This is a genomic window from Dactylosporangium sucinum (assembly GCF_014647515.1).
Lineage (GTDB): Bacteria > Actinomycetota > Actinomycetes > Mycobacteriales > Micromonosporaceae > Dactylosporangium > Dactylosporangium sucinum.
In genome coordinates, this window is sequence record NZ_BMPI01000044.1 from 39,296 (window position 1) to 63,197 (window position 23,902).

The following is a 23,902-nucleotide window of genomic DNA, read 5'->3' on the forward strand; positions in this document are numbered from 1 at the left end:
GCATCGTCCTCGGCACCGCTGCCGCCGCCGTCTCCGCCCTCTCGTTCACCGGATTCGCCGCGGCCGCCCCGGCCGAGGGGGTCGTGCAGGGTGCCGGCGGCGCCGGCGCGCTGCAGGACCGCTACATCGTGGTGATGAAGGACGGGTCGGCCGCCAGCTCCGAGACGCTCGCCGGCAAGGTCGGCGGCAAGGTGGACACCCGGTACGACAGCACGGTCCGCGGCTTCTCCGGCCGCATGAGCGCCCAGGCCGCCCGGCGCCTCGCCGCCGACCCGGCCGTCGCCTACGTCGAGCAGGACCGCGTCGTCACCGTCGAGGCGACCCAGACCGGCGCCACCTGGGGCCTCGACCGCATCGACCAGCAGGCGCTGCCGCTCAACGGCTCGTACACGTACGGCCCGGCGAGCAACGTGACGGCGTACATCATCGACACCGGCATCCGCATGACCCACAGCGAGTTCGGCGGCCGGGCCCGCTCCGGCTACGACTTCGTGGACAACGACGCGGACGCGAGCGACTGCCAGGGCCACGGCACGCACGTCGCCGGCACCGTCGGCGGGGCCACCTACGGCGTCGCCAAGGACGTCAAGCTCGTCGGCGTCCGCGTGCTCGACTGCAAGGGCAGCGGCTCGTACTCGCAGATCATCGCCGGCGTCGACTGGGTCACCAAGAACGCCGTCAAGCCCGCCGTCGCCAACATGAGCCTCGGCGGCTCGGCCGGCACCGCGCTCGACAACGCGGTGAAGAAGTCGATCGCGGCCGGCATCACGTACGCGGTCGCCGGCGGCAACGACTCGGCCAACGCGTGCGGCAAGTCCCCGGCCCGCCTGCCGGAGGCGATCACCGTCGGCGCCACCGACAGCAAGGACACCCGCGCCAGCTTCTCGAACTTCGGCTCCTGCCTCGACCTCTTCGCGCCCGGCGTGAACATCCTGTCGAGCGCGAACAGCTCGAACACCGGCACCCAGAAGATGTCCGGCACCTCGATGGCCACCCCGCACGTGGCCGGCGCGGCCGCCCTGTACCTCGCCGCGCACCCGGCGGCGACCCCGGCCCAGGTCCGTGACGCCCTGGTCAACGGCGCGATCGACGGCGCCGTCAAGAGCGCCGGCTCGGGCTCGCCGAACAAGCTGCTGTACACCGCCTCGTTCCTGGACACCACCCCGAGCAACCCGACCACGCCGACGACGCCGACCACGCCGGTGACCCCGGCCCCGGCCTGCAACACCGCCACCAACGGCACCGACGTCGCCATCGCCGACCGCGCCACCGTCTCCAGCAAGGTCGTCGTCGCCAACTGCCCCGGCACCGCCTCGAAGACCGCCACGGTCAAGGTCGCCGTCAAGCACACCGACCGCGGCGACCTGCGCCTCGACCTGATCGCGCCGGACGGCAGCGGCTACCGCCTGAAGAGCTCGACCTCCGGTGACGACGTGGCCGACCTGAACGCCACCTACACCGTCGACCTGTCGGCCGAGGCCCGCAACGGCACCTGGACCCTGCAGGTCAAGGACGTCTTCGCGGGCGACACCGGCACGCTGGACAGCTGGACCCTGACCCTCTGACGAGCACCGCACCGCAAGCCCCGGGCCGGACCACGGCTCGGGGCTTCCGCGTACCGTGGAAAGCAACCGACCAAAACCGCGAATCGGTCTCAACCCGGACGTACCCGTCGGTACGGTCTGACCTGACAAGGCTTGTCTGACAAGGGGGGACCACCATGAGCACCGCACGAGAGTCCATCGAGGTGGCTGTTCCCGCCCGGGTCGCCTACGAGCAGCTCATGCACTTCGAGAACTACCCCCGGTTCATGTCCGGCGTGATGAGCCTGGCGCCGATCGACGACTCGACCGCCCACATGGTGCTCGACATCGGCGGCAACCGCGCCGAGTTCGACGCCCGCATCACCGAGTCGCGGCCCGGCGAGTTCCTCTGCTGGGAGGCGACGGACGGGCCGCAGGTGATCGAGGCGCTGCGCCTGGAGCCGATGGCCGACGACATGACCCGCGTCATCGCGGAGCTGCAGATCGACGCCCGCGAGCTGATGCCCGCCGAGGAGCACGCCGTCGAGGTGCTCAACCGGCGCCTGAAGGCCGACCTCAAGGGGTTCAAGCGCTTCTGCGAGGAGCACGCGGCGCAGCCGCAATCCAGGCAGGCCAGGCAGTCCGCGACGACCACGCCCGCGACCACGGCCGCGAGCAGGCGCAGCGCGGGGTCGATCGCCCGCGACATCGCCTCCGCGTCGGGGCTCACGCACCGGACGAACGAGCGCCCGAACCTCGGCGTGCCGCCGACCGGCAACCTCGGCCCGATGCAGCACAACGAGGACCGCATCATGCGCGCCCGCCAGTCCCAGCACCACGGCGAGCACTGACAGCGAAGCGGAGGACGGATGACCGCGATCCTGGTCGCCGACGACGACATGGACATCAGAGACCTCGTGGCGTTCAAGCTGGAGCAGGCCGGGTACGACGTCATGGCCGTGGACAACGGGCTGGCCGCGCTCACCGCCGCCACCGAGAACCCGCCCGACCTCGTCGTGCTCGACGTCATGATGCCCGGCATGTCCGGCATCGACGTCTGCCGTCAGCTGCGGCTCGACCGGGAGACCAAGGCGCTGCCAATCATCCTGCTCACCGCCCGCGCCCAGGAGGGCGACGTGGAGGTCGGGTTCGGCGCCGGCGCCGACGACTACATCGTCAAACCGTTCAGCCCGCGGGAGTTGGTGAGCCGGGTCGAGGCGGTCCTGGCCCGCATGCGCACGTGACCCTCGCGGGCGCGGCCTTCGTCGCGCTGATCGTCATGCTGGCCGCGGCGTTCCTGCTCGGCGCGCTCATCGTCGGCGGCCGCAGCGTCCGCCGGGCCCGCGAGGCGCGCCGGGCCCGGCTGGCCAGGCCCGCCCGGCAGCTGCTGCTCGCGATCGCGGCCGGCGACGACGACCCGGCTCCGGCACGCGACCGTGCCGTCCGGCCGCCACGATCGAGCCACGCGGCGAACCTCGTCGACGAGCTGGTCCGGCTGCCCGACGAGGTCTGGCTGGCGGTGGAGCCGAACGCGATCGCGCTGCTCGGCAAGGTGCGTGGCGAGGCACACGCCACGCTGGTCGACGTCTTCGAGCGCCGCGGCGCGGCCTGGCGGGCCCGCAGCCGGCTCAAGCGCCGCGACCCGGTGGTGCGCGCGCAGGCCGCCGAGGTGCTCGGCAACCTCGGCCGCAGGGACGCGCTGCTGCCGCTGTGCGACCTGCTCGGCGACCCCGACCCCGACGTGCGGGTGGTCGCCGCCCGCTCGCTCGGCCGCATCGGCGACGTGGGCGCGACCCAGCCCCTGCTGGCCGCGCTGGCCGGCCGCCGGGCGGTGCCGGCGCAGGTGGTGGCGACGGCGCTCACCCGGCTCGGCACGGGCGCGCAGCAGGCGCTGCTGGCCGCGCTCGACGACCCGCGGGCGGCGGTCCGGGCCACCGCGGCCGAGGTGCTGGGCCTGGTCGGCGCGGTGGGCGCGACGGTCCGGGTGGAGAGCGCCCTGCGCGCCGACCCCGACCTCGACGTGCGGATCCGCGCCGCGCGCACGCTGGGCCGGCTCGGCACGCGCACGGCCATGGTCCCGCTGCTCGACGCGCTGGAGCCGGACCGGCCGGGCGCGCTGCGGGCCGAGGCGGCCAAGGCCCTCGGCGAGCTCGGGGCCGTCACGTCGGCCCAGGCGTTGACGGTACTGCTGGCCGACCCGGACTACGCCGTCGCGCACAACGCCGCCCGGTCCCTCCTGCGCCTCGGCAGCGCCGGCCGGGCCGCCCTGGTGGCCGCCGAGCACCGCGAGCACGTCCGGCCCCGGCACGCCGCCGGCGGGTTCGAGCCCGACCCCGAGGTGGTGCTCGGCGCCGCCCACGCCCGCGAGGCGCTGGCCGCGGCCGACCTCGACGACCGCCGACGGCAACCGGCGTCATGATCGCCGACTGGGTGCGGGAGGTCCTGCGGGTCACCGACGTCGCAATCCTGGCGTACTTCCTGCTCATCAACACCAGCTACCTGGTCCTCATCGCGCTCGCGGGCAGCGAGTTCGTGCACCACCTGCGCCGGGTGCCCTTCGCCGGCCACGAGGAGACGTACCGCAGCCCGCTCACCGAGCCCGTGTCGGTGCTCGTCCCGGCGCACAACGAGTCGGCCGGCATCGTGCAGTCGGTGCAGGCGATGCTGGCGCTGCGATACCCCGTCTTCGAGGTCATCGTCATCGACGACGGCTCGACCGACGACACCTTCGAGCGGCTCCGGGAGGAGTTCGACCTGGTCGAGGTGCCCCGGGTGGTACCGGACGCGACCCCGACCCGCGGCCGGATCCGCTCGGTGCACGTGCCGCGGGACCGGCCGGACCCGCTCGTCGTGGTCCGCAAGGAGAACGGCGGCAAGACCGACGCGGTCAACACCGGCATCAACGTCGCCCAGCACCCGCTCGTCTGCATGGTCGACGCCGACTCCATCCTCGACCCGCAGGCCCTGCTGTCGGTCGCCAAGCCGTTCAGCGACGACCCGGTGCGCACGGTCGCGTCCGGCGGGGTCATCCGGGTCGCCAACGGCTGCACGGTCGTGGCGGGCCGCATCGTCGACGTGCGGATGCCGCGCAACTGGCTGGCCAAGGTGCAGGTCGTGGAGTACCTCCGCGCGTTCCTGCTGGGCCGCACCGGCTGGTCGCGGTTCGGCGGCCTGCTCATCATCTCCGGCGCGTTCGGCATCTTCCGGCGCGACCTGCTGGTCGAGATCGGCGGCCTCGACCACGACTGCATCGGCGAGGACGCCGAGCTCGTGGTGCGCCTGCACCGGCACCTGCGGCAGCAGAAGCGCGACTACCGCATCGTGTTCGTCGCCGAGCCGGTGTCCTGGAGCGAGGCGCCCAGCACGCTCAAGGTGCTCGGCAAGCAGCGCCGGCGCTGGCACCGCGGGATCACCGAGATCCTGTCGAAGCACCGCGGGATGATCCTGAACCCGCGGTACGGGCGGATCGGCCTGGTGGCGATGCCCTACTACGTGCTGTTCGAGCTGCTGGCCCCGGTCATCGAGCTGGCCGGCGTCGTCCTCGTGCCGCTCGGCCTCTGCGTCGGCGCCATCGACGCCGGCTTCGCGCTCGTGTTCGTCGCCGTGGCCTACGGCTACGCGCTGCTGCTGAACCTCGTCGCGCTCACCGTCGAGGAGTACTCGTTCCACCGCTACCACCGGTGGACGGACCTGGTCTCCTCGGTGCTGGCGTCGCTGCTGGAGAACGTCGGGTACCGCCAGCTGACCGCCTTCTGGCGGACCATGGGCATGTGGTCGGCGATCCGCGGCGCGAAGCACGAGTGGGGCCGGATGACGCGGACGGGCTTCCAGACGGTACTGACGCCGCCACCGGCCCCCGAACCGCCCGTCACAGCCAGACGGGACGCTCGCGTGGAATCCTGATCGTGAACGTGGTGCCGTGGCCGACGATGCTGTCGACCAGCACGTCGCCGCCGTGGCCCTCGACGATCGTCTTCGTGATGGCGAGGCCCAGCCCGGCGCCCTGCACGGCCTCGCGCACCGCGAACGTGCCCCGGAAGAACCGGGTGAACAGCCGCGGCTGCTCCTCGGGGTCGATGCCGACGCCGTTGTCCCGCACGACGATCTCGACGTGGTCGTCGGCGATGCGGGCGCTGAGCTCCACGGTCCCGCCGTCGGGCGTGAAGTTGACGCCGTTGACGAGCAGGTTGACCAGGGCCCGCTGCAGCTGCTCGGGGTCGGCCTCGATCCTGCCGAGCTGCCCCTCGACCGAGAGCACCAGCCGGTGGTCGCGCCGCTTGGCCCGCGGCTCGACGGCGTTGTAGGCCTCGGTGAGCACCTCGTGCAGGTCGGTCGGGCGCAGCTCCAGGTCGAAGACGCCGGCCTCGACCTTCGAGATGGTGAGCAGGTCCTCGATGAGCGCGCGGAGCCGGTCGGCGTTGCGGCCGATGACGCCGAGCATGCGGGCCTGGGCCGGGTTGAGCTCGCCGGCGTCGCCGGAGGTGAGCACCTCCAGGTGCCCGATGACGTTGGTGAGCGGCGTGCGGAACTCGTGCGACACGGTCGCCACGAAGTCGCTCTTGGCCACGTCGAGCTCGCGCAGCCGGGACACCGCCTCGCGCTCGTGCTCGTAGGCCAGGCGCAGCGCGTCCTCGGTCCGTTTCCGGTCGGTGATGTCGTGGACGAACGCGTTGAACGTCCAGCCGAGCATCGGGTCGCGCACCGCCCAGGTGGCCAGCTCGACCGGGAACTCGTAGCCGTTGGTGTGCCAGGCGGCGATCTCGATGCGGTTGTCGAGGACGCGCTTCTCCCCCGTCGTCAGGAACCGGCCGACGCCGAGGTGGTGCGCCTCGCGGTACCGCGGTGGGACGATCGTGTCGCCGAGCCGGCGCCCGATCGCCTCCTCCTTCGACAGCCCGAACACCTTCTCCGCCGCCGCGTTCCAGCTGGTGATCATGCCGCCCTCGTCCATCGCGACGAACGCCTCGACGCAGCTGTCGAGGATCCGCTCGAGCCGCTGCGAGCCGAACACGATCGCCTGCCGGGCGGCCATGCGGTCGGCGACCCGGCCGAGCTGGATGCCGACGTCGGCCATGATCTCCAGCAGGCCGGCGTCGGGGTCGGCCGGCTGGTGCGTGAAGAACTCCAGCACCGCCGCGGTCACGCCGCGGGCCGTGACGGGGAACGCGATCGCCGAGCCGACGCCGGCGACCGGGTCGCGCAGGAACGACGAGGAGGCGCGCACGTCGGCGACCCAGACCGGCCGGCCGGTGCGGGCCGCCTCGGCGGCGATGCCGGCGAGGCCGAAGCGGCGGTCGCCGGTGGCCGCGCGCAGCTCGGCGAAGGCGCCGGGCCGCTCCTCGTGCCAGATGCCGGTGGGGACGAAGATCCGCCGGTCGGTCTCGTGGGGAAGCCACATGTGGCCGGCCTGCCAGCCGGTCGCCTGGCACACGGCCCGCAGCACGGGCAGCCCGGCGTCCAGGAGATGGTCGGCCTCGTTCGCGATCCGGGTCGCCTCCTGCAGCAGCGAGACGAGGACGAGTTCGCGATCCTTCGGCACAATCTTGATGCTAAGGGTCCGACCCGCCGCGATTCCCCACTTTTGGGGTAACCACGGCGGGACGGACCCGAGGGCTCAGCAGGCGGCGGAGGCCGTCGCCGCCTCGTCCGCCAGTGCGGCCGACACCTCGCGGACGTACCGGAAGACGCCCACCTCGCCGGCGCGCACGGCGTCGCTCGCGGCGACCAGCCGCACGCCCTGCTCGACGCAGGCGCGCACCAGGCGGGTGCCGGGCAGCCGGTGCCGCTCGCTGACCTCCACGACCGTGCCGTTGACCCGCAGCGCCTCGACCAGCTCGGCGAGCGCCGCGTCGGGCACCGCGGACTCGTCGATGCCGGAGCGGGCCAGGAAGTCCAGCGGACGGGCGAGGCGGGTCGGCGCGTAGCGGGAGACCCGCTCGACGGCCAGCCCGGTGACGGTGACGACCTGGTCGATCACGTCGAGCGCGCGCATGGTGCCGTTGTCGACGAGGCCGCGCACGGCGTCCGGGCTGAGCAGGCCGGCCGGCAGCGGCAGCCGGTTGAGGCCGACCGAGATGACCTCCAGGCCGCTGAGGTCGGACGGGAAGGCGAGCCAGCCGTCGATGCCGATCGCCTCCACCTCGACCCCGCGCCGCAGCACGACGTCGGTGCGCTGCTGCGCCCGCTGGATGGAGGCGAGGTACGGCGGGAGCCAGCTGGTGTCCGGCCCCACCCGATCGGCGAAGGTGAGCTCCGTCAGGCCGGCCTGCTCGGCGGCCGCGACGAGCACGCTCACGCTGTCGCGGCCGGACGAGAACGCGGTGTGGACGTGGCCGTCGGCGGAGAGATCGATCATCTGGCACCCATTTCGGTCTCGGCGGGGTGGGAACGCGATCCAGGATGTGCGGCCTGGGTCGCGCTCCTCGGTCCCGCCTGGGTGCTGATGGGTTTATTCCGCACGGTCCATGACCGGCCGGCGGTACCGGTAGCCGAAGCCGCGCACCGACTCGATCGGCGACGCGTCGGGGTCGGTCCAGCCGAGCTTCCGCCGCAGCCGCAGGACGGCGAACTTGACCCGCTCCGGCCCGATGCCGGTCGGGTCGTCCCACGCCTGGGCCAGCAGCTGGTTCGGCGACAGCACCGCCCCGGCGTGCCGCACCAGCACGTTGAGCAGCCGGAACTCGGTCGGCGTCAGCCGCACCTCGGCACCGGCCACGAACGTGCGCCGGGCCGCCGGGTCGATGCGCAGCACGCCGTCGTCGTAGACCTCGTCGGCCCACGACGCCGGGCCGGCGCTGCGCCGCAGCAGGGCCTCGACGCGGGCCACCAGCTCCGCGTTGGTGAACGGCTTCGTGAGGTAGTCGTCGGCACCGCCGCGCAGTCCCCGCACCTTGTCCGACTCCTGCCCGTGCGCGGTGAGCAGCAGCACCGGGACGTCGCTGACGTCACGGAGCCGCTCCAGGACCTGCCACCCGTCCATCCCGGGCAACCCGATGTCCAGAATGACCAGCTCGGGCCGCTCCGTGTAGGCGTCGCGCAGCCCGGTCCGGCCGTCCTTGGCATGCGCGACCTGGTGCCCCGCGCGCGTGAGGAGCAGGCGCAGCGCCATGGCGATATCCGGATCGTCCTCGACGACGAGCAGTCGGCTCACGATCATCCCCCATTTCGTGCCGGTCGCGTGGGCAACGACAGCGTGACCGTCGTGCCGACCCCTTCGATGCTGGCGACGCTGATGCTGCCGCCGTGTAGTTCGACGATGGCCCGGCTGACGACCAGGCCGAGTCCGGTGCCGGGCATGACCTGGCGCCCGACCGCCGCGGTAACGTTGGAACCGCGGAAGAACGCGCTGAACAGCCGGGGCAGGTCGGCCGCGGGAATGCCGACACCGGAGTCCGCGACCGCGACCGCCCACCCTTCTCCCGGCGGCTCCACCGGCCCGGCCCGGACCGTGACCCGCCCGCCGCTCGGGGTGAACTTCACCGCGTTGCTCACCAGGTTGTCGACCACCTGGTGCACGCGGGTGTCGTCGCAGACGAGCTCCGGGCCGTCGGCGCAGTCGAGCACGAGGTCGATGCCGGCGGCCAGCGCGGCCGGCGCCCGCTCGGCCACGGCCGCGGCGAGCAGCTCGGGCAGCCGGGTCGGTACCGGCTTGAGCTGCAGGGTGCGCGCCTCCAGGCGGGACAGCAGCAGCAGGTCCTCGATGAGCCGGAGCAGCCGGTTGGCGTTGCGGTCGATGACGTCGAGGTACGTGCGCTGGTCCTCGCTCAGCACGCCGGTCGTGACGTCGCCGAGCAGGTGCGAGAACGCGACGACCGACGAGAGCGGGCCGCGCAGCTCGTGGGAGACGCTCGCGATGAACTCGTTGTTGAGCGCGGTGGCCTCGACGAGCGCCTGGTTGCGCTCCTCCAGGCCGCGGCTGCGCTCCTCCAGCCCGCGCCGCACCGCGACCCGCGCGGTCACGTCGCGCAGGTGGACGAGCGTGCCGCCGTCGACGTCGCCGGGGCCGGTGACCGGCACCAGGTCGAGCTCCAGCACCCGCCCGTCCTCGAACGGCAGCTCCTCGCCGACGACCGCGCTGCGGGTGCGGAACCGGGCGCGCAGCCGCTCCACCCGGACGGCGTCGGCGCCGAGCCGGTCGATGGCCCGCGCGATGACCGCGCTCCAGTCGATCGGCTCGGCGTCGCCGTCGGTGACGCCGGTGTCCAGCAGCCGGTGCGCGGCCCGGTTGGCCAGGCTGACCCGGCCGCCCGCGTCGAGCATCAGCAGCCCGTCGCCGGTCGTCTCGACCAGCCGGGCCAGGCGCTGCTGCTCCAGGCGGGCGGTGCGTTCGGTCTCGCGCTGGTGCGTGACGTCCAGGCCGAAGAAGACGACCGCGCCGACCCGGGCGTCGTCGACGAAGCTGCGCGCGGCGACCTCGATGATCCGCCAGTGCCCGCCGATCGTGCACAGCCGCAGGTCGACGGCCCGGTCGGGGTGCCGGCCGGTGCAGCAGGCGAGGAACATGGCCACGGCCGCCGGCCGGTCGTCCGGGTGGATCAGGTCGAGGATGCGGTAGTCGGGCGGCCGGTGCCGGTCGTAGCCGAGGACCGTGGTGAACGAGTCGGACAGCGCGCTCCAGCCCCGCCCCGGGTCGACGGCGAGGATCATCGCCCGCGCGCCGGTGGTGATCGCCCAGGCGAGCGGCGAGCCGAGCATCGGCGGGGGCGGCACCGCCCGGCACGGCTGGGCGAGCGCGCGGTCGGCGGCGGCGGCGATCTCGGCCGCCGCCGGCATCAGCTCCACGCGGGCGGGCGCGGCGCTGAACTCGACCCGCAGCTCCTGGCCCCACTGGGCCGGGCCGACCGGCATCCGGGCCAGCAGGTCCAGGTCGCCGACGACCGGGGTGAGCGCGGGCACGATCTCCGCGGTGCGCACGCCGGAGAAGCCGCGCAGCTCGGCCACGAGCCGCTGGGCGTCCACCACGGTGGCCGCGTTCGCCGCACGGACCACCAGGTCGACCACGGCCCCTTCGATCAGGCCGGTGTCGACCAGACGGTCGGTCTCTCCACGCAAAGCTCTCCTCGGCCGGCAGCCTTTGCGACATTTGGCGCTTACTGTCGGTACACGCATATCCTACGCAATGTAATGACATGTCCTGTAACGTTTCCGGAGGACCGAGCAGGTGCTCATCAGTGACGAAGCGGTGGACATACCGATCGACGACCGCGGTGTCGTCAGGGCGTGGCCACCGGAGGCGACGAAGCTGTTCGGCTACGAACGGGAGCAGGCCCTGGGCGCCCCGTTCGCCGAGCTGCTGCTGCCGGCCCGGCTGCGGGACGCGACCGTGCCGGCCGGCCAGCCGTTCGACGCGCCGGTCGTCCACCGCGACGGCCACGAGCTGCACGTCGTGCTCGCCCTGCGCCCCGGCTGCGCGACCGTGCGGGAGCTCGGCGAGCGCACGCCGCCCGACCTCGAGCTGTACCTGCGGGCCCGGGCCGAGACCGACCTGGAGGAGCGGCACCGGCTGCTCACCGAGCTGTCCGGCCTGCGCACCGAGTTCATCCGGGTCGCCTCGCACGAGCTGCGGACCCCGCTGACGTCGATCGTCACGTTCGCCACGATGCTGGAGGCGGGCGACGACGTGGTGGCGCTGAGCCCGGCCGACCGGCAGGCCGCGCTGTCGGTGATCCGGCGCAACGCCGAACGGATGCAGTTCGTCGTGGCCGACCTGCTGCTACTGACCCGGCTGGAGACCGCCGAGGAGCCGCTCGACCCGGTGCCGGTCGACCTGGCCGGCCTGCTGACCGGCCTGGCCACCGGCGCGGCGGTCGGGCCGGGCCCGGCACCGCGGGGCGACCCGGCCCTGCTGCGCCAGCTGTTCCACACCGCGGTCGGCGTGGTCACCGTCGCCCACGACGCCGGCGCACCGATCGGCGTCGACGCCCGGCACGAAGACGACCGCTGGACGGTCGTCGTGACCGCCGGCACCGCCGCGACGCTGACCGCCGAGCGGCTGCTGTCGCTGCGCGTCCCGCACCCCGACCACCCGGACGAGCACCGCACCGGCGCGCTCGCCCTCATGCTGGCCCGCGAGATCGCCGCCCGGCACGGCGGCTCGATGGTGACCTCGGCCGACCGGCCCGGCGTGACCGTGCGGATCACCCTCCCGGACGTACCTGACAGTTGATGTCAGGATTCTCGGGCAGGCTGGTGCGCATGGGAAACCGGGCCACCGCGCCGTTCAGCATCGACGAGTGGGTTGAGGACGTCTACGACGAGCGGCCGGGCGCCCGCCTGTCGCGCACCCGCATCAGGAAGACCTTCACCGGCGACTTCGACGGCACCAGCGAGGCCGAGACCATCATGTGCGGCGCGGCGGTCGAGGGATCCGCCGCGTACGTCGGCTTCGAGCGCCTCGCCGGCAGCCTGCACGGGCGCGCCGGGACGTTCGTGCTGCACCACACCGCGACCGGCTCCGGCGGACGCCGGGAGGGCTCCTGGACCGTCGTGCCCGACACCGGCACCGGCGAGCTGACCGGCCTGCGCGGCGCGGCGGAGATCGTCATCGCCGGGGACGGGGCGCACACGCTGGTGCTGGACTACGAACTGGGCTGACCTGCAACCGTCGGCCCCTATCGTCGGCGCTATGACCAGCACCACGCGGCAGCGCACGTACCCGGTCCCCGCCGACGAGCAGGAGCGGCTGCGGTCACTGGCGACGTACGGCATCGTCGGCGGCCCGCCGCTGCCCGACCTGCCGGCCGTCGTGGAGCTGGCGGCCTACGTCTGCGGCGTGCCGAACGCGGTCGTGAACATCATCTCCGCGTCCCGGCAGCACCAGCTGGCCGCCTACGGCTTCGACGCCGGCGTCTGCGACCGCGAGGACTCGATGTGCGCGATCGCGATGGTCGAGCCGGGGACCGTGGTCGTGCGCGACGCGACGCTGGACCCGCGGTTCGCCCACAGCCCGTTCGTCACCGGCGAGATCGACCACGTGCGCTTCTACGCCTCGGCGCAGCTGCGCGACAGGGACGGCCACACGCTCGGCACGCTCTGCGTGTTCGACGGCACGCCGCACGACCTGACCCCGCCGCAGCGCGCGGGCCTCGACAAGCTGGCCCGCATGGTGATGGACGTGATGGAGCTGCACCGGCACGGCCGGCTGCTGGAGCAGGCGCTCGACCAGGTGCACCGGACCAGCAAGGAGCTGCAGCGCTCGAACGCGTCGCTGCAGCACTTCGCCGGGCAGGTCAGCCACGACCTGAAGAACCCGCTCACCGGCGTGCTCGGCTTCGTCGCGATGCTCTCCGACGTCCCGGCGGTCGAGCACGACCCGGTGGCGAAGCGCTGCGTCGACAAGGCGCTGTCGTCGGCGACCCGCATGTGGCGCATGATCGAGGACGTGCTGTCGCTCGCCTCGGTCGGCGGCCGGCCGTCCTTCACCGACGTCCCGCTCGACACCGTCGCGCACCAGGTCGTCGAGGACATCGGCACGGCCGTCGCGGCGGCCCGGGCGACGGTCGAGATCGAGCCGCTGCCGACCGTCCACGGCGACGTGACCCAGCTGCGCGTGCTCCTGCAGAACCTGCTCAGCAACGCGGTGAAGTTCCGCGACCCCGGCCGGCCCTGCCACATCCGGCTGACCGGCGCCGAGACGCCGACCGGCTGGACGGTGCACGTCGCCGACAACGGCATCGGCATCCCGCCGGAGGACCGGCCGCGGGTGACCGAGATGCTCACCCGGCTGCGGCCGGACATCGAGGGGTCGGGCATCGGCCTGGCCACGTGCCGGCGCATCATCGAGGCCCACGACGCCGCGCTGGTCATCGACGGTACCCCGGGCGGCGGCACCACCGTCCGCGTCACGCTCCCGAAGCCGCCGGAGCGGATCAACCTCGAGCTGCTGGCGTGACCGTGCGGTAGGCCAGCTCGCACAGCTCCTCGACGTCGTCCCAGTCGGGCTCCGCGTCGAGCCGCATGCCGACCCAGCCGCGGTGCCCGACGTAGGGCGGCCGGAAGTACCGCCGCGGATCCCTGGCGATCAGGGACTCCTGCGCGCCGGGCGGGGCGGCGCACCACAGGTGCGGGAAGTCGTTGTCGTGGTGGCCGTCCGGCCAGATCTGCACGAAGCCCTTGCGGGCCGACCACAGCGGCGTGCCGTGGCTGAGCTTCTCGGTGACGCCCGGGAACGCCAGGCAGATCTCTCGCACGCGGTCCACCAGTTCAGGCATGACTTCGAGCCTAGAAGGCGACGGTGTCCACCGCTGTCCGATTGTCCTGCGGTGCAGCACGGGTGCCGACGAGCGCAGGTCCAGTGCAGCATCTGGCTCGTGCGCCGGGCGCGCTGCGACGCTTGCTGAGCAACGCCATCGCAGGTCACGACGCCTTTTCCCCGAGGAGCACCCAGGATGACGATCCGCTTGGTCGCCGTCGACGAACACGTCCTGCTCCGGCTCGGTCTCAACCGGGTCGTGGCCACCGTCCCCGACATCACCCTGGTCGGTGAGGCGGGCAGCGCCACCGAGGCCGAACGCGTCGTGGCCGAGACCCGGGCCGACGTCGTGACGATCGACGCGTCGCTCGCCGACACCGACGGCATCACGCTCGCCCGCCGGCTGCGCGCCGGCAGCCCCGACCTCGGGGTGGTGCTGCTGAGCGCGATCAGCGACGACAACCTGCTGTACCGCGCGCTCGACGCCGGGCTGTCGGCGTACGTCACCAAGGCCGCGCCGATCTCCTCGGTCCTCGCCGCCATCCGGCACGCCGCGGTCGCGCCGCACTCGTTCACCGCGCCCGGGCTGTCGTCGGCGCTGTCCCGCCGGCGCGGGCAGTCGGGCCTGCTGAGCCAGCGCGAGCAGGAGGTGCTGTCGCTGATGCGTGACGGGCTCAGCCTGCCGACGATCGCGCAGCGGCTGTCCGTCTCCGAGGCGACGGTGAAGACCTACGTGTCCCGCCTGTACAGCAAGCTGCGCGTGAACAACCGCTCCCAGGCGCTCATGGCCGCCGTCAACCAGGGCCTGCTCGTCTCGGTCGACGCCGCCTGACGGCGCACCGTGACGCAACGTGGTCGTGACGCCGGTCCGACGATCACCCGGCTGCCGGTTGCCACCCAGGTGTCGATCGACCGGCCGGGGGAATCCTGCGCGCCATGGCGTCTCGGGCGCATTTACCGAAAGTCACTCCTCCGGGTGGTGGCGCGGACCAGAATGAACGCGTGTCGAAGTCCCGGCAGGGACTTTTCCTGCTGCTCGTCTGCGCGCTCGCGCTGGTGACCGGACCGCCCGGCGGCCCGGCCCCGTCACTGCACGTGTCCAGCGCGGGGGTGTCGAAGGGCTGGCTGCCGGTGATCCCCGGACCGCCGACCGGCGATCCCGCACAGACCGGCCAGGACGGCGCCCGGTGCGCCGATCCGGCCGGCACCTGGCTGGGGATGCGGTGGCGCAGCTCGCTGCGCTGGCGGGTCAACGAGCAGACGATCCCGGCGTACCTCGGCGACCGCGCCGACGTCGTCTCCGCCCTGCGCAACGCGGCCACGACCGTGGACACCGGCCGCAACGACTGCGGCCTGCCCGAGAACCTGGGGATCCAGGAGTCGTACACCGGGCGGACCGACCACCGGGCCGGCGTCACCGCCGACGGGGGCTGCGGCGAGCGGGACGGCCACAACGCGGTGTCGTTCGGCCGGCTCAACAAGGGCCTGCTCGCCGTCACCTGCATCTGGTGGTTCGGCGACAAGAGCAACGGCCGCAGCGTCGAGGCCGACATCCTCATCGACGACACCCCGGGGCTGTTCTTCCTGCGCACGCCGGCCGACTGCGGGTCGCGCTGGGACCTCGAGGGCACCGTGACCCACGAGTTCGGGCACGCGTTCGGGCTGGGGCACGTGGCCTTCGCCGAGCACGGCTCGCTGACGATGACGGACGGCCTGCCCGACTGCTCGACCGCGTACCGCGGGCTGGGGCTCGGCGACTATCTGACGCTGAAGCAGCAGTACGGCACCAATTGATCTACCGTCTCCACCGGTGCTGGTGGCCGACGCGCTCACCCTCGGTGAACTGGGCAAAGGCGACCGGCGCCGGTCGTTGTCGGTCAGCGCTGGTCAACGTCTGACGGCCTGGAGACGGCCTGAGCGCGTTGTGCCGCAGTGCCAACTGTGAGCTTGGGAATCGTGTTGATCTACACGCTGCGTGCTCCCCATGCTGACACGTACGTGTCAAAGGCGAGCTTGACACCCGCACCGCTGGGGGCCCGCGGCCCGGCCGTACGCATACCCGCTGTGACGACGCTGGAAGCGGGCCTTTCGGTGCCCGTCGGTGGTCCCTTCGAACGCGGAAGCAAGACGAAGACGCGCATCAGTCTCATCGAACGGCCCAAACTATGCGGCTGGCCGATCCCGTGCATCGGCGATGCGTGCCAAAATTCCGTCATGACTCGATGGGAGTACCGGTTTATCGACCTGTTTCGAGGAACCCGCGAGAGCTTTGACCAGGCGCTCACCGAGTTTGCCGCCGACGTGCGACAGGCCGGTGTGGAGGGATGGGAGGCCATCGGCGAGATTGAGGTGTCATACCATCAAAAAGGAACGATCGATTCGGCCCAGCCGTCGGCACGGGTCCTGGTGCTGAAACGCCCAGCCTAGTTTGGTCAGGCGCCGGTCTGCATTGCCTCTCGACGGTGCGGCGCGCGCCGCGCCAGCAACCCAACGCGCGACAGGCCCCACAGGTTGACGGCCCTGGTGGGGGGCCAACTCCGGCCGTCAGAGCCACAGGGCCACGTTGATTCGAGGCGTAACACTCGCACTGAGGGCGTCGCCCTCACCGGTGACAGGGTTTGCGGAGAGCCGACCTTGTCAAGGTGGAGCGCCCTACTGGACGAACGACCTTGGCAAGGTCGGCTCTCCGTTTGAACAATGGCGGCGGGGAGGGTGATGCCCGGCCGCAACCACTGGCATCCTCGTAGCGTGCGGTTGGGCCTGGACCTGATGGCGGCGAGCCGTTTTGCTGTTGTTCTCCTTGTTCGGTGCCGTTGATCCGGTGCGGGCGCGGGGGGCTTGCCTGCCGCGTCGCCGAAGGCGTAAGCGGCAGGGCGCGAAGCGACCCCCAGGCGCCACGGTGCGCCGCGTCAGCGGCGCCTTGATCTATGTAGAGAACAAATCGGCAGTGAAAAGCCTTACGCGGCGATAGTCGCGTTGAGCAGGTCCCGTAGCTCACTCACGCTAACTTCGGCGTTGGATAGCCTGATCCGGAGGTCGGGTACTTCGGAGAGCATCCAGGCTTCGAGGTCACTTCCTGCGGCCCGATCGAGCGGGAGCTGTAGCGGGCTCATTTGAGCTATCAGGGCGCCCAGTACGCTGTAAAGGCTCGCAGGTTCGGAGCGGTAGAAGCTTGGCCCGCTCTGTTGTACTAGGCCCCGGATCGTTGCTACTGCCTGCGCTGCAAAGCGTTGCCTGGCTGCTAGTGAGTCGTCCTCCGGTGACCAACTCAGGTGTGCCAGCAGGTAGTTCGCGGCGCTCCGCTCGTCCGTGCTTGGGCGCCACTCTCCTCGCGTGAGTAGCGCCCTGAGCCAACCCGCTGTCATCGCTGTCCCCTTCGGGGGTCCAGCAGCTCCGTACGGTAGTACAACACGACCCGATCGGCTGGGATGACGATATCGACACATGCCTCTACCGGCTTTTCACCCGCGTACATGATGCGCCGGACAGCAACAACGGGAACCCCGTCGTCGATATCCAGAGCAGCGATCTCGTCGGGGTTCGGCATTCGGGAGCGAACGATCTCATCCACCGCAGTCACTCGAACGCCCACGCTGTCTAGTTGAGCCATCGTGCCGCCGGGCCATGGCTCGTTAGCAGGGTCGGTAATCGGCGTGCCCTGCACCATGTCTAGGAGCAAGTAGCTGTAAGACCTTCGATGCGGCGTGCCGTCGAAAACGAAGGTGAACTCGCGGCACAGAAGCATGGTGCCGACTGGGACGCGAAAGACCTCCGCCAGCTCATCATCAGCGGGCACCTCAGTCAGTGTCCGCTGAAGTTCGAACTGCTCGAACCCTTTGTGATCGTAGTAGAAGGGGGTCGCGTCGCGTTCACTCTCGGCGCGGCCGACCTGGTCCAACTCCGCCTGGTAGCGGCTGGACGCCATACGGCGCACCGGACGTTGAGCGCGAACGAACCAGCCCTTGCCGTGGTGCGAGTGGATCAGCCCCTCGTTCTTCAAGATCCCTAGCCCCTGCCGCACGATCGTGCGAGACACCCCGTCGTACTGCTCCGAGAGGGTCGGCTCCGAGGGCAGCGCAGCTCCCGCTGCGAACTCTCCTTCGTTGATGCGCCTGCGCAGGTCATCGGCTACCTGCTTGTAGACCGGGCGGTCTGATCGACGGTTGATGGGAGACACGCTGTCACCTCCGCTTTTTCGGGCGCCGTCGTACAGGCTCATCATAGTCGTGGACTCGTGAGTAACTGCAGTCGGGTGCTTGAGTAGATGACACTCGTAGACACGAGTGTCAAGTCGCCCTACTCTAAGACGGTGTCGGTTTCGACGCGCAGCAAAAAGGCCCCGACGGGCTGGCACCCGTCGAGGCCGGTGCATCGGATCTCCTAGCGAAGGGACCAAACGATGCCTCGTCAGCGTATCTCCACCACCCTGCGCAGCGCCTCAACCAACTCTGGTCCGCTCTCGGCGCCCTCGGCGGCTGGAGCACTCATCGAGCCGAACAGCCTGCCGCTCGGCGTGGACCGCATCCCGGGGAACGGCCCGGTGGCGCACTTCCCGCGCGTCCGTAGCGTTGCTGCGGCTGCTGACACCTGCTCCTCGCCCATCTCGTCCCCTGCCGCGCTGGTGGCGACCCTCACGCATGAGGAACTCGCCATGGCGATTCACATGTCTGGTCGGCCGTTGTCGTGCTCGACGCCTGCGACTGCGGTCGCGGTGCTGGCTGCTGAAGGTCTGGCGATTGCCGGTCTGGACGCGGTGCGGGCAGGTGCGCGGCAGGCGACCCGGCTGAACCGGGCGATCCTCGCTGACGCGCTGACCTGGCGTGAGGTCATGGACACCCGACGTCTTCTCTGGTCGTCGGACGAGCGTGCCCGGCACGCGCATGACCTGGCACACCACCTGACCGCCTCCTGCCGTACGGCAGCGCAGACGGTCCAGATGGTGGCGGTGGCCGCATGAACACGGCGGACACCATCCGCTGGCGTCAGCTCCGCCTCGCGCGGGGTTGGGAGCCGGTACAGATGGTCGGCCGGATGAAGATCCTGGCTGATCGTGACGGCATCACGTTGCCGCAGGTGTGGTTCCTGCTCCGGCTGGTCTTCCTGTGGGAGAACCACCGCGAGCCGGTACCGGCCGTCTACAACGGCCTGCTCCACCGGGTCTTTGACACCTACGTGTCAACGGTGAGCCACCCGTGACCGTGACCGCACTACGACAGGTGACCCCCGGTCCGCCGGGGCTCACCCCACACGCCTCCCCGCTCCCGCCCACCCCGGCGGTTGAGCGTCAAGCCGAGGTTGACACCCCAGCCGACAGCGCTGCCGACGCTGGCGTGGTCGAGCCGCGTCCTGGCTCCCGCGCTGACCGGATGCGCCGGCCACCCGCACAGCTCGTCCTGCGGCTTCTCGCCGAGCATGCCGGTGTCTGTGTCCGCCCGGTCCTGGTGCGCCGTACCGACCGGGACACCGGCCGCACCGAGGTGGTCGAGATCCCGTGCGGTGCCCGCCTCGCGGCGAAGTGCAAGCCGTGCGCGGAACGCAACCGGCGCCTGCGCATCCAGCAGATCCGCGAGGGCTGGCACCTCGACACCGAACCGACGCCGCCGGTCGACCGGCCTGCCGACGAGGTTCTCGACCTGGTCCGCGCCCGCGCCGATCTGGAGTTCGACCGGCGCCGCGCCGAGATGCTCGCCGACTTCGACCAGGTCGAGATCCTCGATCGGCAGATCGCAGACCTCGACGCCGAGCTCGCCGACGCCCCGCTGCGCGGCAACCTCACCCCGACCGACCGCACCCCGAAGGAACCGCGGACCCGCTCGACCCGCCGCCGTCAGGACACACCGGACCTGCCCCGCCCGGCGATGTCGGCCCACACGGTCGGCCGGGCCTACACCGACGCTGACGGTGAAACCCGCCGCCCCTCGACCCTGCTCACGGTCACCCTGCCCGGCTACGGTGCCGTACACACCAGTTTCCGGCGGGGCTCGTACCTGGTCCCGTGCGAGTGCGGCACCCGGCACGGTGAACGCGATCCGCTGCTGGGCACGCCGCTGGACCCGGCCAGCTACGACTACCGGCGGGCCGCGCTCGACGCGATCCACTTCGCCGCGCTGCTGGACCGGTGGTGGCAGAACCTGCGCCGCGCTGTCGGGTGGAACGTGCAGTACGCCGGAGCCGTCGAGCTGCAACGCCGCCTCGCCCCACACGCCCACTTCGCCGTGCGTGGCACCCTGCCTCGCAAGCTCTGGCGCCTCGTCGCCGCCGCCACCTACCACCAGGTGTGGTGGCCCCACTTCGACAAGCCGGTCTACACCGTGGACCGGGCACCGGAGTACGACAAGGCCCGGAAGTCCTATGTGGACCCCAAGACGCGGAACCCGTTGCCAGACTGGGAAACCGCGCTCGACACCATCGACGCCAACCCCGACGCGGAACCCGCCTACGTGATCCGCATGGGCCGCATCGACCCGCGCGGCATCAACCACGGCGACAAGGACACAGAACGCTCCATCCGCTACGTCACCAAGTACGTCACCAAAGACGTCACCGAGACCGCCCGCGCCGACTCCGACCCGCAACAGGCGCACTTCGACCGGATGCACGCCGAACTCTCAACCCTGCCCTGCTCACCCACGTGCGCGAACTGGCTGCTCTACGGCGTCCAGCCGAAGAACGCCAAACCCGGCCTCGTCCCCGGCCGCTGCAAGGGCAAGGTCCACCAGCCCGCCACCCTCGGCTTCACCGGCCGCCGCGTCCTCGTCTCCCGCAACTGGTCCGCCCGCACCCTGGCCGACATCCGCACCGACAACGCCGCATGGGTCCGCGCCGTCCTCACCAACTACCCCGACGCCGAGGACCAGGCCGACCACCACGACCAGGCCGACGCGCCCAACCCCGGCGAACCGGGCAACGACACCCCGACAGGTGACCGGTACTACTACGAGCTTGCCCGCCCGGACGACCCGGACGTGCCGTCCTACCAACACCGCATCCTCGCCGCCATCGCCGCCCGCGACCGATGGCGACAACACCTCAACCGCGCCCGCGCCCAACTTTCGGCAACTCCACTCCCGGAGGCCGCGAAACCCAGCAGGACAGGAGGTCCATGACCACCACCACGACTAGCGAGCGAGAGCGCTTGTGGACCGTGCACGACGTCGGCGAGTACCTCGGCGTGCCGCCCGAGACGCTCTACACCTGGCGCAAGCGCCGTTACGGCCCAGCAGGACGCCGTGTCGGTCGCCATCTGCGCTACGACCCCGAAGCAGTACGGCAGTGGTTCCGCGACCTTGAACCCGAGAGGAGGTGACAACCGATGGCTCACATCGAAGACCGTTGGTACAAGGCCGTTGAGGTCAACGGCAAGACGACACGAGTCCCAACCGAACTGTGCGGCAAGGGTCGCCGCTATCGCGTGCGCTACATCGCCCCGGACGGGCGCGAGCGCTCACAATCGTTCCCAGACAAGGAAAAGAAGGCCGCAGAGGCGTTCCTGGTGTCCGTAGAAGCGGACAAGCTCCGAGGTACCTACGTCGACCCGAACGCCGGGCGCATCCTGTTCCAAGACTTCGCCACAGAGTGGCTGAACAACCAGACTTTCGACCCTTCCACCCGCGAGGTGACCGAGCGGCGTCTCCGCCGCCACATCTTCCCGCAACTCGGTAGCCGGCCATTGTCGAGCATCAGGCCCACGCATCTACGTGAGTTCGATCGCACGTTGCAGCGCGCTGGGCTGTCGAGCGGCTTTCGTGCCGTCACGTACTTCAACGTGGCGACGATCCTCAACGCTGCCGTTGACGATGAGCGGATCGCCAAGAACCCGTGCCACGCGCGCAGTGCGCCCTCACCGAAGGCCGACCCGCGCAAGGTTGTGCCGTGGACCCATGAGCGGTTCTATGCGGTCCGGGCGGGTCTACGGGACCGGTTCCGGCTCACCGCTGATCTCGGTGGCGGCTGCGGGCTGCGCCAGGGCGAGATCCTGGCGGTAGCTGCCGAGGACTTCGACCTGACGCGGAGCGTCATGCACGTCGTTCGGCAGCTAAAGATCGTGGGTGGCCGCCTGGTGTTCGCTCTGCCGAAGGGCCGCAAAACGCGGGATGTTCCGCTGGCTGAGTCGGTCGCCGACTCGGTGGCGGCGCACCTCGCCCAATGGACACCGGTACCGGTGACACTGCCGTGGGAGGAGCCGGACGGTCCCCTGGTGACGGTTGAACTCATGATCTACGGCACGGGCAAGGCTGCGCTTGATCGAAACAGGTTCAACCGGAGCGTTTGGCACCCGGCGCTGGCTCACGCTGGCGTGGAGCGCAACCGTGAGCAAGGCATGCACGCACTACGGCACTTCTACGCCTCGGTGCTCCTCGACGCAGGGGAAAGCATCAAGGCCCTGTCGGAATACCTCGGGCACAGCAACCCCGGGTTCACCCTGCGGACCTACACGCACCTGATGCCCAGCAGCGAGGAACGTACCCGGAAAGCGGTCAACAACGTGCTTCGGCTCGTGACTGCGACGGCCTGACGACGGCCTGGCGGGGATCATGACCGACTACTTCCCTGGTAGAGGCCGTGATCCCCGCAGTACGGCACCAACTAGGCCGGCAACGATCCGGCACCCACGGGGGAACGACCCCGGCAACCTCGACTGGCGACCGTGTAGGGGACCACCCACCCCTCATGGGAGATCAGTTGATGTTGCACACCCTGAAGAAGTTCGTGATCGCCCCGGCGCTGGCCCTCGCCGCGACCGCGACGACCCTCGTCGTGGCCGCGGCCCCGGCCGACGCGGCCGTCGTCAGCGTCCGCGTCAAGGGCGCCCTGCCGGCCCGCGCCGGCGCCGCCAACTGGTGGACCCAGACGCGGACCGTCAAGAACAAGGCCAAGGTCACCGTCACCTGCAGGACGACCGGCCAGTACCTGCGCGGCAACGTGCGCAGGACGGCGCAGTGGGACCGCACCGCCCTCGGCGACTACATCTCGCACGCCTACGTCTCGGGCAACCCGAAGTTGCCCACGTGCGTCATCCCGGCGCCGGCCCCCGCCCCGGTCGCCGCGGTGCCGCTCGGCCCGACGGGCACGATGACGAACGAGCAGTTCCTGGCCGCCTCGATCCCGGCCGCCCAACAGAGCCAGCGCGAGACCCGCGTGCCGACGTCCGTGACGCTGGCGCAGGCGATCCTGGAGTCGGGCTGGGGCCGCAGCTCGCTGTCGGCCAACGACCGCAACTTCTTCGGCATGAAGTGCTTCAACAACGCGCCGGGCTCGTACGCCGCGGGCTGCAAGTCCTACAGCACGCAGGAGTGCACCGCGGCGGGCGTCTGCTCGACGACGGTGGCGACGTTCCGGACCTACAACTCGGCCGTGGACTCGTTCCGCGACCACGGCATGGCGCTGAAGAACCTGTCCCGCTACGCGGCGGCGTTCCTGTACACGAACAACCCGAACCAGTTCGTCGCCGAGGTCCACAAGGGCGGCTACGCGACCGACCCGCAGTACACGACGAAGCTGCAGGCCCTGATGGCGAAGTACAACCTGTACCAGTACGACCTCACCATCTAGTCCCGCCCTCCGCGACGGCGGTCATGCCCGGCTCCACTCCGGCGTGACCGCCGTCGCGCGTTGTCCGAGCGCGCGGTCGACCACCGTGACGTCGTTTGCGGAGTGGGTGGGCCGGATCGGCGGTGGACTGTGGCCGGTTGGTGGCGGCTGCCGTTTGGTGGTCGTGGTTACGGTGTGGTGACGGTCGTTGATGGGGGGCATGCGTGGACGCGGAGTTGGTGGCGCTGGCGTCGAGCGCCGCATCGGCCCTGGTCGGGGCGATGGCGAGCGACGGCTGGCAGGCGTTGCGGTCGCGGGTGGCGCGGTTGCTGGGCCGCGGTGACGCGCGGGCCGAGCAGGTGGCGCTGGAGACCCTGGACGAGGACGCGGCGGGCCTGAGGCCCGGCACGGAGCGGGACGTGGCCTCGGCGTGGACGGTGCGGTTGCGTGATCTGCTGCGGGCCGATCCGGGGGCTGCCGAGGGTCTGCGTGAGCTGCTGATGGTCCCGGGCGGCGGTGTGACGGCGTCCGGGTCCGCCGTTGCGGCGGGCGGGGACGTGCGCATTCAGGCTGCCTACGGCGGGGTGGCGGCGGGGACGATCAACGGGTCGGTGAGCACCGGGGGCCCTTCGCAGCCGGGTACGGATCGGGCCTGACC

At 71.2% G+C, this 23,902-nt stretch carries 24 protein-coding genes; 18 read left to right on the forward strand and 6 right to left on the reverse strand.

What is annotated here, in order from left to right:
- Window positions 1–2: 2 nt before the first annotated feature.
- The 5 genes from IEZ31_RS36025 to IEZ31_RS36045 all read left to right on the forward strand — a co-directional run bounded on the left by IEZ31_RS36025 (window position 3) and on the right by IEZ31_RS36045 (window position 5,426).
- Window positions 3–1,565: a S8 family peptidase gene (locus IEZ31_RS36025; RefSeq protein ID WP_190254553.1), complete on the forward strand. Its 1,563-nt coding sequence runs from the start codon at window positions 3–5 to the stop codon at window positions 1,563–1,565.
- Between the two features lie 155 nt (window positions 1,566–1,720).
- Window positions 1,721–2,374: an SRPBCC family protein gene (locus IEZ31_RS36030; RefSeq protein WP_190254554.1), complete on the forward strand. Its 654-nt coding sequence runs from the start codon at window positions 1,721–1,723 to the stop codon at window positions 2,372–2,374.
- A gap of 18 nt (window positions 2,375–2,392) precedes the next feature.
- The gene (locus IEZ31_RS36035) at window positions 2,393–2,767 is read left to right on the forward strand and encodes a response regulator transcription factor (RefSeq protein ID WP_190254555.1); all 375 of its coding nucleotides are present in this window, start codon (window positions 2,393–2,395) and stop codon (window positions 2,765–2,767) included.
- Window positions 2,764–3,942: a HEAT repeat domain-containing protein gene (locus IEZ31_RS36040; RefSeq protein WP_190254556.1), complete on the forward strand. Its 1,179-nt coding sequence runs from the start codon at window positions 2,764–2,766 to the stop codon at window positions 3,940–3,942. Before IEZ31_RS36035 ends, IEZ31_RS36040 begins: the two co-directional genes overlap by 4 nt.
- Window positions 3,939–5,426 (forward strand): glycosyltransferase family 2 protein, encoded by a 1,488-nt coding sequence (locus tag IEZ31_RS36045; RefSeq protein WP_190254557.1) that lies wholly within the window; start codon window positions 3,939–3,941, stop codon window positions 5,424–5,426. Before IEZ31_RS36040 ends, IEZ31_RS36045 begins: the two co-directional genes overlap by 4 nt.
- Here IEZ31_RS36045 and IEZ31_RS36050 read toward each other — a convergent pair.
- The 4 genes from IEZ31_RS36050 to IEZ31_RS36065 form a co-directional block, all read right to left on the reverse strand.
- Complete coding sequence (locus tag IEZ31_RS36050) at window positions 5,392–7,062, reverse strand: ATP-binding protein (protein WP_190254558.1); 1,671 nt, start codon at window positions 7,060–7,062, stop codon at window positions 5,392–5,394. The genes IEZ31_RS36045 and IEZ31_RS36050 overlap by 35 nt on opposite strands.
- Window positions 7,063–7,137: 75 nt before the next feature.
- Complete coding sequence (locus IEZ31_RS36055) at window positions 7,138–7,878, reverse strand: hydrolase (protein WP_190254559.1); 741 nt, start codon at window positions 7,876–7,878, stop codon at window positions 7,138–7,140.
- 93 nt (window positions 7,879–7,971) lie between these two features.
- Window positions 7,972–8,679: a response regulator transcription factor gene (locus tag IEZ31_RS36060; RefSeq protein WP_229836157.1), complete on the reverse strand. Its 708-nt coding sequence runs from the start codon at window positions 8,677–8,679 to the stop codon at window positions 7,972–7,974.
- A complete protein-coding gene (locus IEZ31_RS36065) occupies window positions 8,676–10,574 on the reverse strand; it encodes a sensor histidine kinase (protein ID WP_190254561.1) in 1,899 nt (632 codons plus the stop codon). The genes IEZ31_RS36060 and IEZ31_RS36065 overlap by 4 nt, the downstream gene beginning before the upstream one ends.
- Before the next feature lie 109 nt (window positions 10,575–10,683).
- Between IEZ31_RS36065 and IEZ31_RS36070 the strand changes: the two genes are divergently transcribed.
- The 3 genes from IEZ31_RS36070 to IEZ31_RS36080 are packed head-to-tail and all read left to right on the forward strand — an operon-like array spanning window position 10,684 to window position 13,413.
- On the forward strand, window positions 10,684–11,688 hold the full coding sequence (locus IEZ31_RS36070) for a sensor histidine kinase (RefSeq protein WP_190254562.1): 1,005 nt from the start codon (window positions 10,684–10,686) through the stop codon (window positions 11,686–11,688).
- 29 nt (window positions 11,689–11,717) lie between these two features.
- On the forward strand, window positions 11,718–12,116 hold the full coding sequence (locus tag IEZ31_RS36075; RefSeq protein WP_190254563.1) for a DUF3224 domain-containing protein: 399 nt from the start codon (window positions 11,718–11,720) through the stop codon (window positions 12,114–12,116).
- Window positions 12,117–12,147: 31 nt separating this feature from the next.
- Window positions 12,148–13,413: a sensor histidine kinase gene (locus IEZ31_RS36080; protein ID WP_190254564.1), complete on the forward strand. Its 1,266-nt coding sequence runs from the start codon at window positions 12,148–12,150 to the stop codon at window positions 13,411–13,413.
- Here IEZ31_RS36080 and IEZ31_RS36085 read toward each other — a convergent pair.
- Window positions 13,391–13,732, reverse strand: a complete 342-nt coding sequence (locus tag IEZ31_RS36085) for an MmcQ/YjbR family DNA-binding protein (RefSeq protein ID WP_190254565.1) — start codon at window positions 13,730–13,732, stop codon at window positions 13,391–13,393. The genes IEZ31_RS36080 and IEZ31_RS36085 overlap by 23 nt on opposite strands.
- 177 nt (window positions 13,733–13,909) lie before the next feature.
- Between IEZ31_RS36085 and IEZ31_RS36090 the strand changes: the two genes are divergently transcribed.
- The 3 genes from IEZ31_RS36090 to IEZ31_RS36100 all read left to right on the forward strand — a co-directional run bounded on the left by IEZ31_RS36090 (window position 13,910) and on the right by IEZ31_RS36100 (window position 16,140).
- Entirely contained in the window at window positions 13,910–14,545 is a 636-nt protein-coding gene (locus tag IEZ31_RS36090; protein WP_190254566.1) for a response regulator transcription factor, read from the forward strand.
- A gap of 170 nt (window positions 14,546–14,715) precedes the next feature.
- Complete coding sequence (locus IEZ31_RS36095; RefSeq protein ID WP_190254567.1) at window positions 14,716–15,507, forward strand: zinc metalloprotease; 792 nt, start codon at window positions 14,716–14,718, stop codon at window positions 15,505–15,507.
- Window positions 15,508–15,777: 270 nt separating this feature from the next.
- Window positions 15,778–16,140, forward strand: a complete 363-nt coding sequence (locus IEZ31_RS36100; RefSeq protein ID WP_190254568.1) for a hypothetical protein — start codon at window positions 15,778–15,780, stop codon at window positions 16,138–16,140.
- A 934-nt stretch (window positions 16,141–17,074) separates the two neighbouring features.
- Here IEZ31_RS36100 and IEZ31_RS36105 read toward each other — a convergent pair.
- Window positions 17,075–17,890, reverse strand: a complete 816-nt coding sequence (locus IEZ31_RS36105; RefSeq protein WP_190254569.1) for a GntR family transcriptional regulator — start codon at window positions 17,888–17,890, stop codon at window positions 17,075–17,077.
- A gap of 222 nt (window positions 17,891–18,112) precedes the next feature.
- On the opposite strand from IEZ31_RS36105, the gene IEZ31_RS36110 reads away from it, so the two are divergent.
- From IEZ31_RS36110 to IEZ31_RS36140, 7 genes are all read left to right on the forward strand, one after another.
- The gene (locus IEZ31_RS36110) at window positions 18,113–18,670 is read left to right on the forward strand and encodes a hypothetical protein (protein WP_190254570.1); all 558 of its coding nucleotides are present in this window, start codon (window positions 18,113–18,115) and stop codon (window positions 18,668–18,670) included.
- A complete protein-coding gene (locus tag IEZ31_RS36115) occupies window positions 18,667–18,909 on the forward strand; it encodes a hypothetical protein (protein WP_190254571.1) in 243 nt (80 codons plus the stop codon). Before IEZ31_RS36110 ends, IEZ31_RS36115 begins: the two co-directional genes overlap by 4 nt.
- Before the next feature lie 170 nt (window positions 18,910–19,079).
- Complete coding sequence (locus IEZ31_RS36120; protein ID WP_229836158.1) at window positions 19,080–20,819, forward strand: replication initiator; 1,740 nt, start codon at window positions 19,080–19,082, stop codon at window positions 20,817–20,819.
- Window positions 20,816–21,019, forward strand: coding sequence for a helix-turn-helix transcriptional regulator (locus tag IEZ31_RS36125; RefSeq protein WP_190254573.1), 204 nt, complete (start codon window positions 20,816–20,818; stop codon window positions 21,017–21,019). Before IEZ31_RS36120 ends, IEZ31_RS36125 begins: the two co-directional genes overlap by 4 nt.
- A 6-nt stretch (window positions 21,020–21,025) precedes the next feature.
- A complete protein-coding gene (locus IEZ31_RS36130; RefSeq protein WP_190254574.1) occupies window positions 21,026–22,228 on the forward strand; it encodes a tyrosine-type recombinase/integrase in 1,203 nt (400 codons plus the stop codon).
- A gap of 170 nt (window positions 22,229–22,398) precedes the next feature.
- Window positions 22,399–23,265 (forward strand): sporangiospore maturation cell wall hydrolase GsmA, encoded by an 867-nt coding sequence (gsmA, locus tag IEZ31_RS36135; RefSeq protein WP_190254575.1) that lies wholly within the window; start codon window positions 22,399–22,401, stop codon window positions 23,263–23,265.
- A 203-nt stretch (window positions 23,266–23,468) separates the two neighbouring features.
- Entirely contained in the window at window positions 23,469–23,900 is a 432-nt protein-coding gene (locus tag IEZ31_RS36140) for a hypothetical protein (RefSeq protein WP_190254576.1), read from the forward strand.
- Window positions 23,901–23,902: the final 2 nt, after the last annotated feature.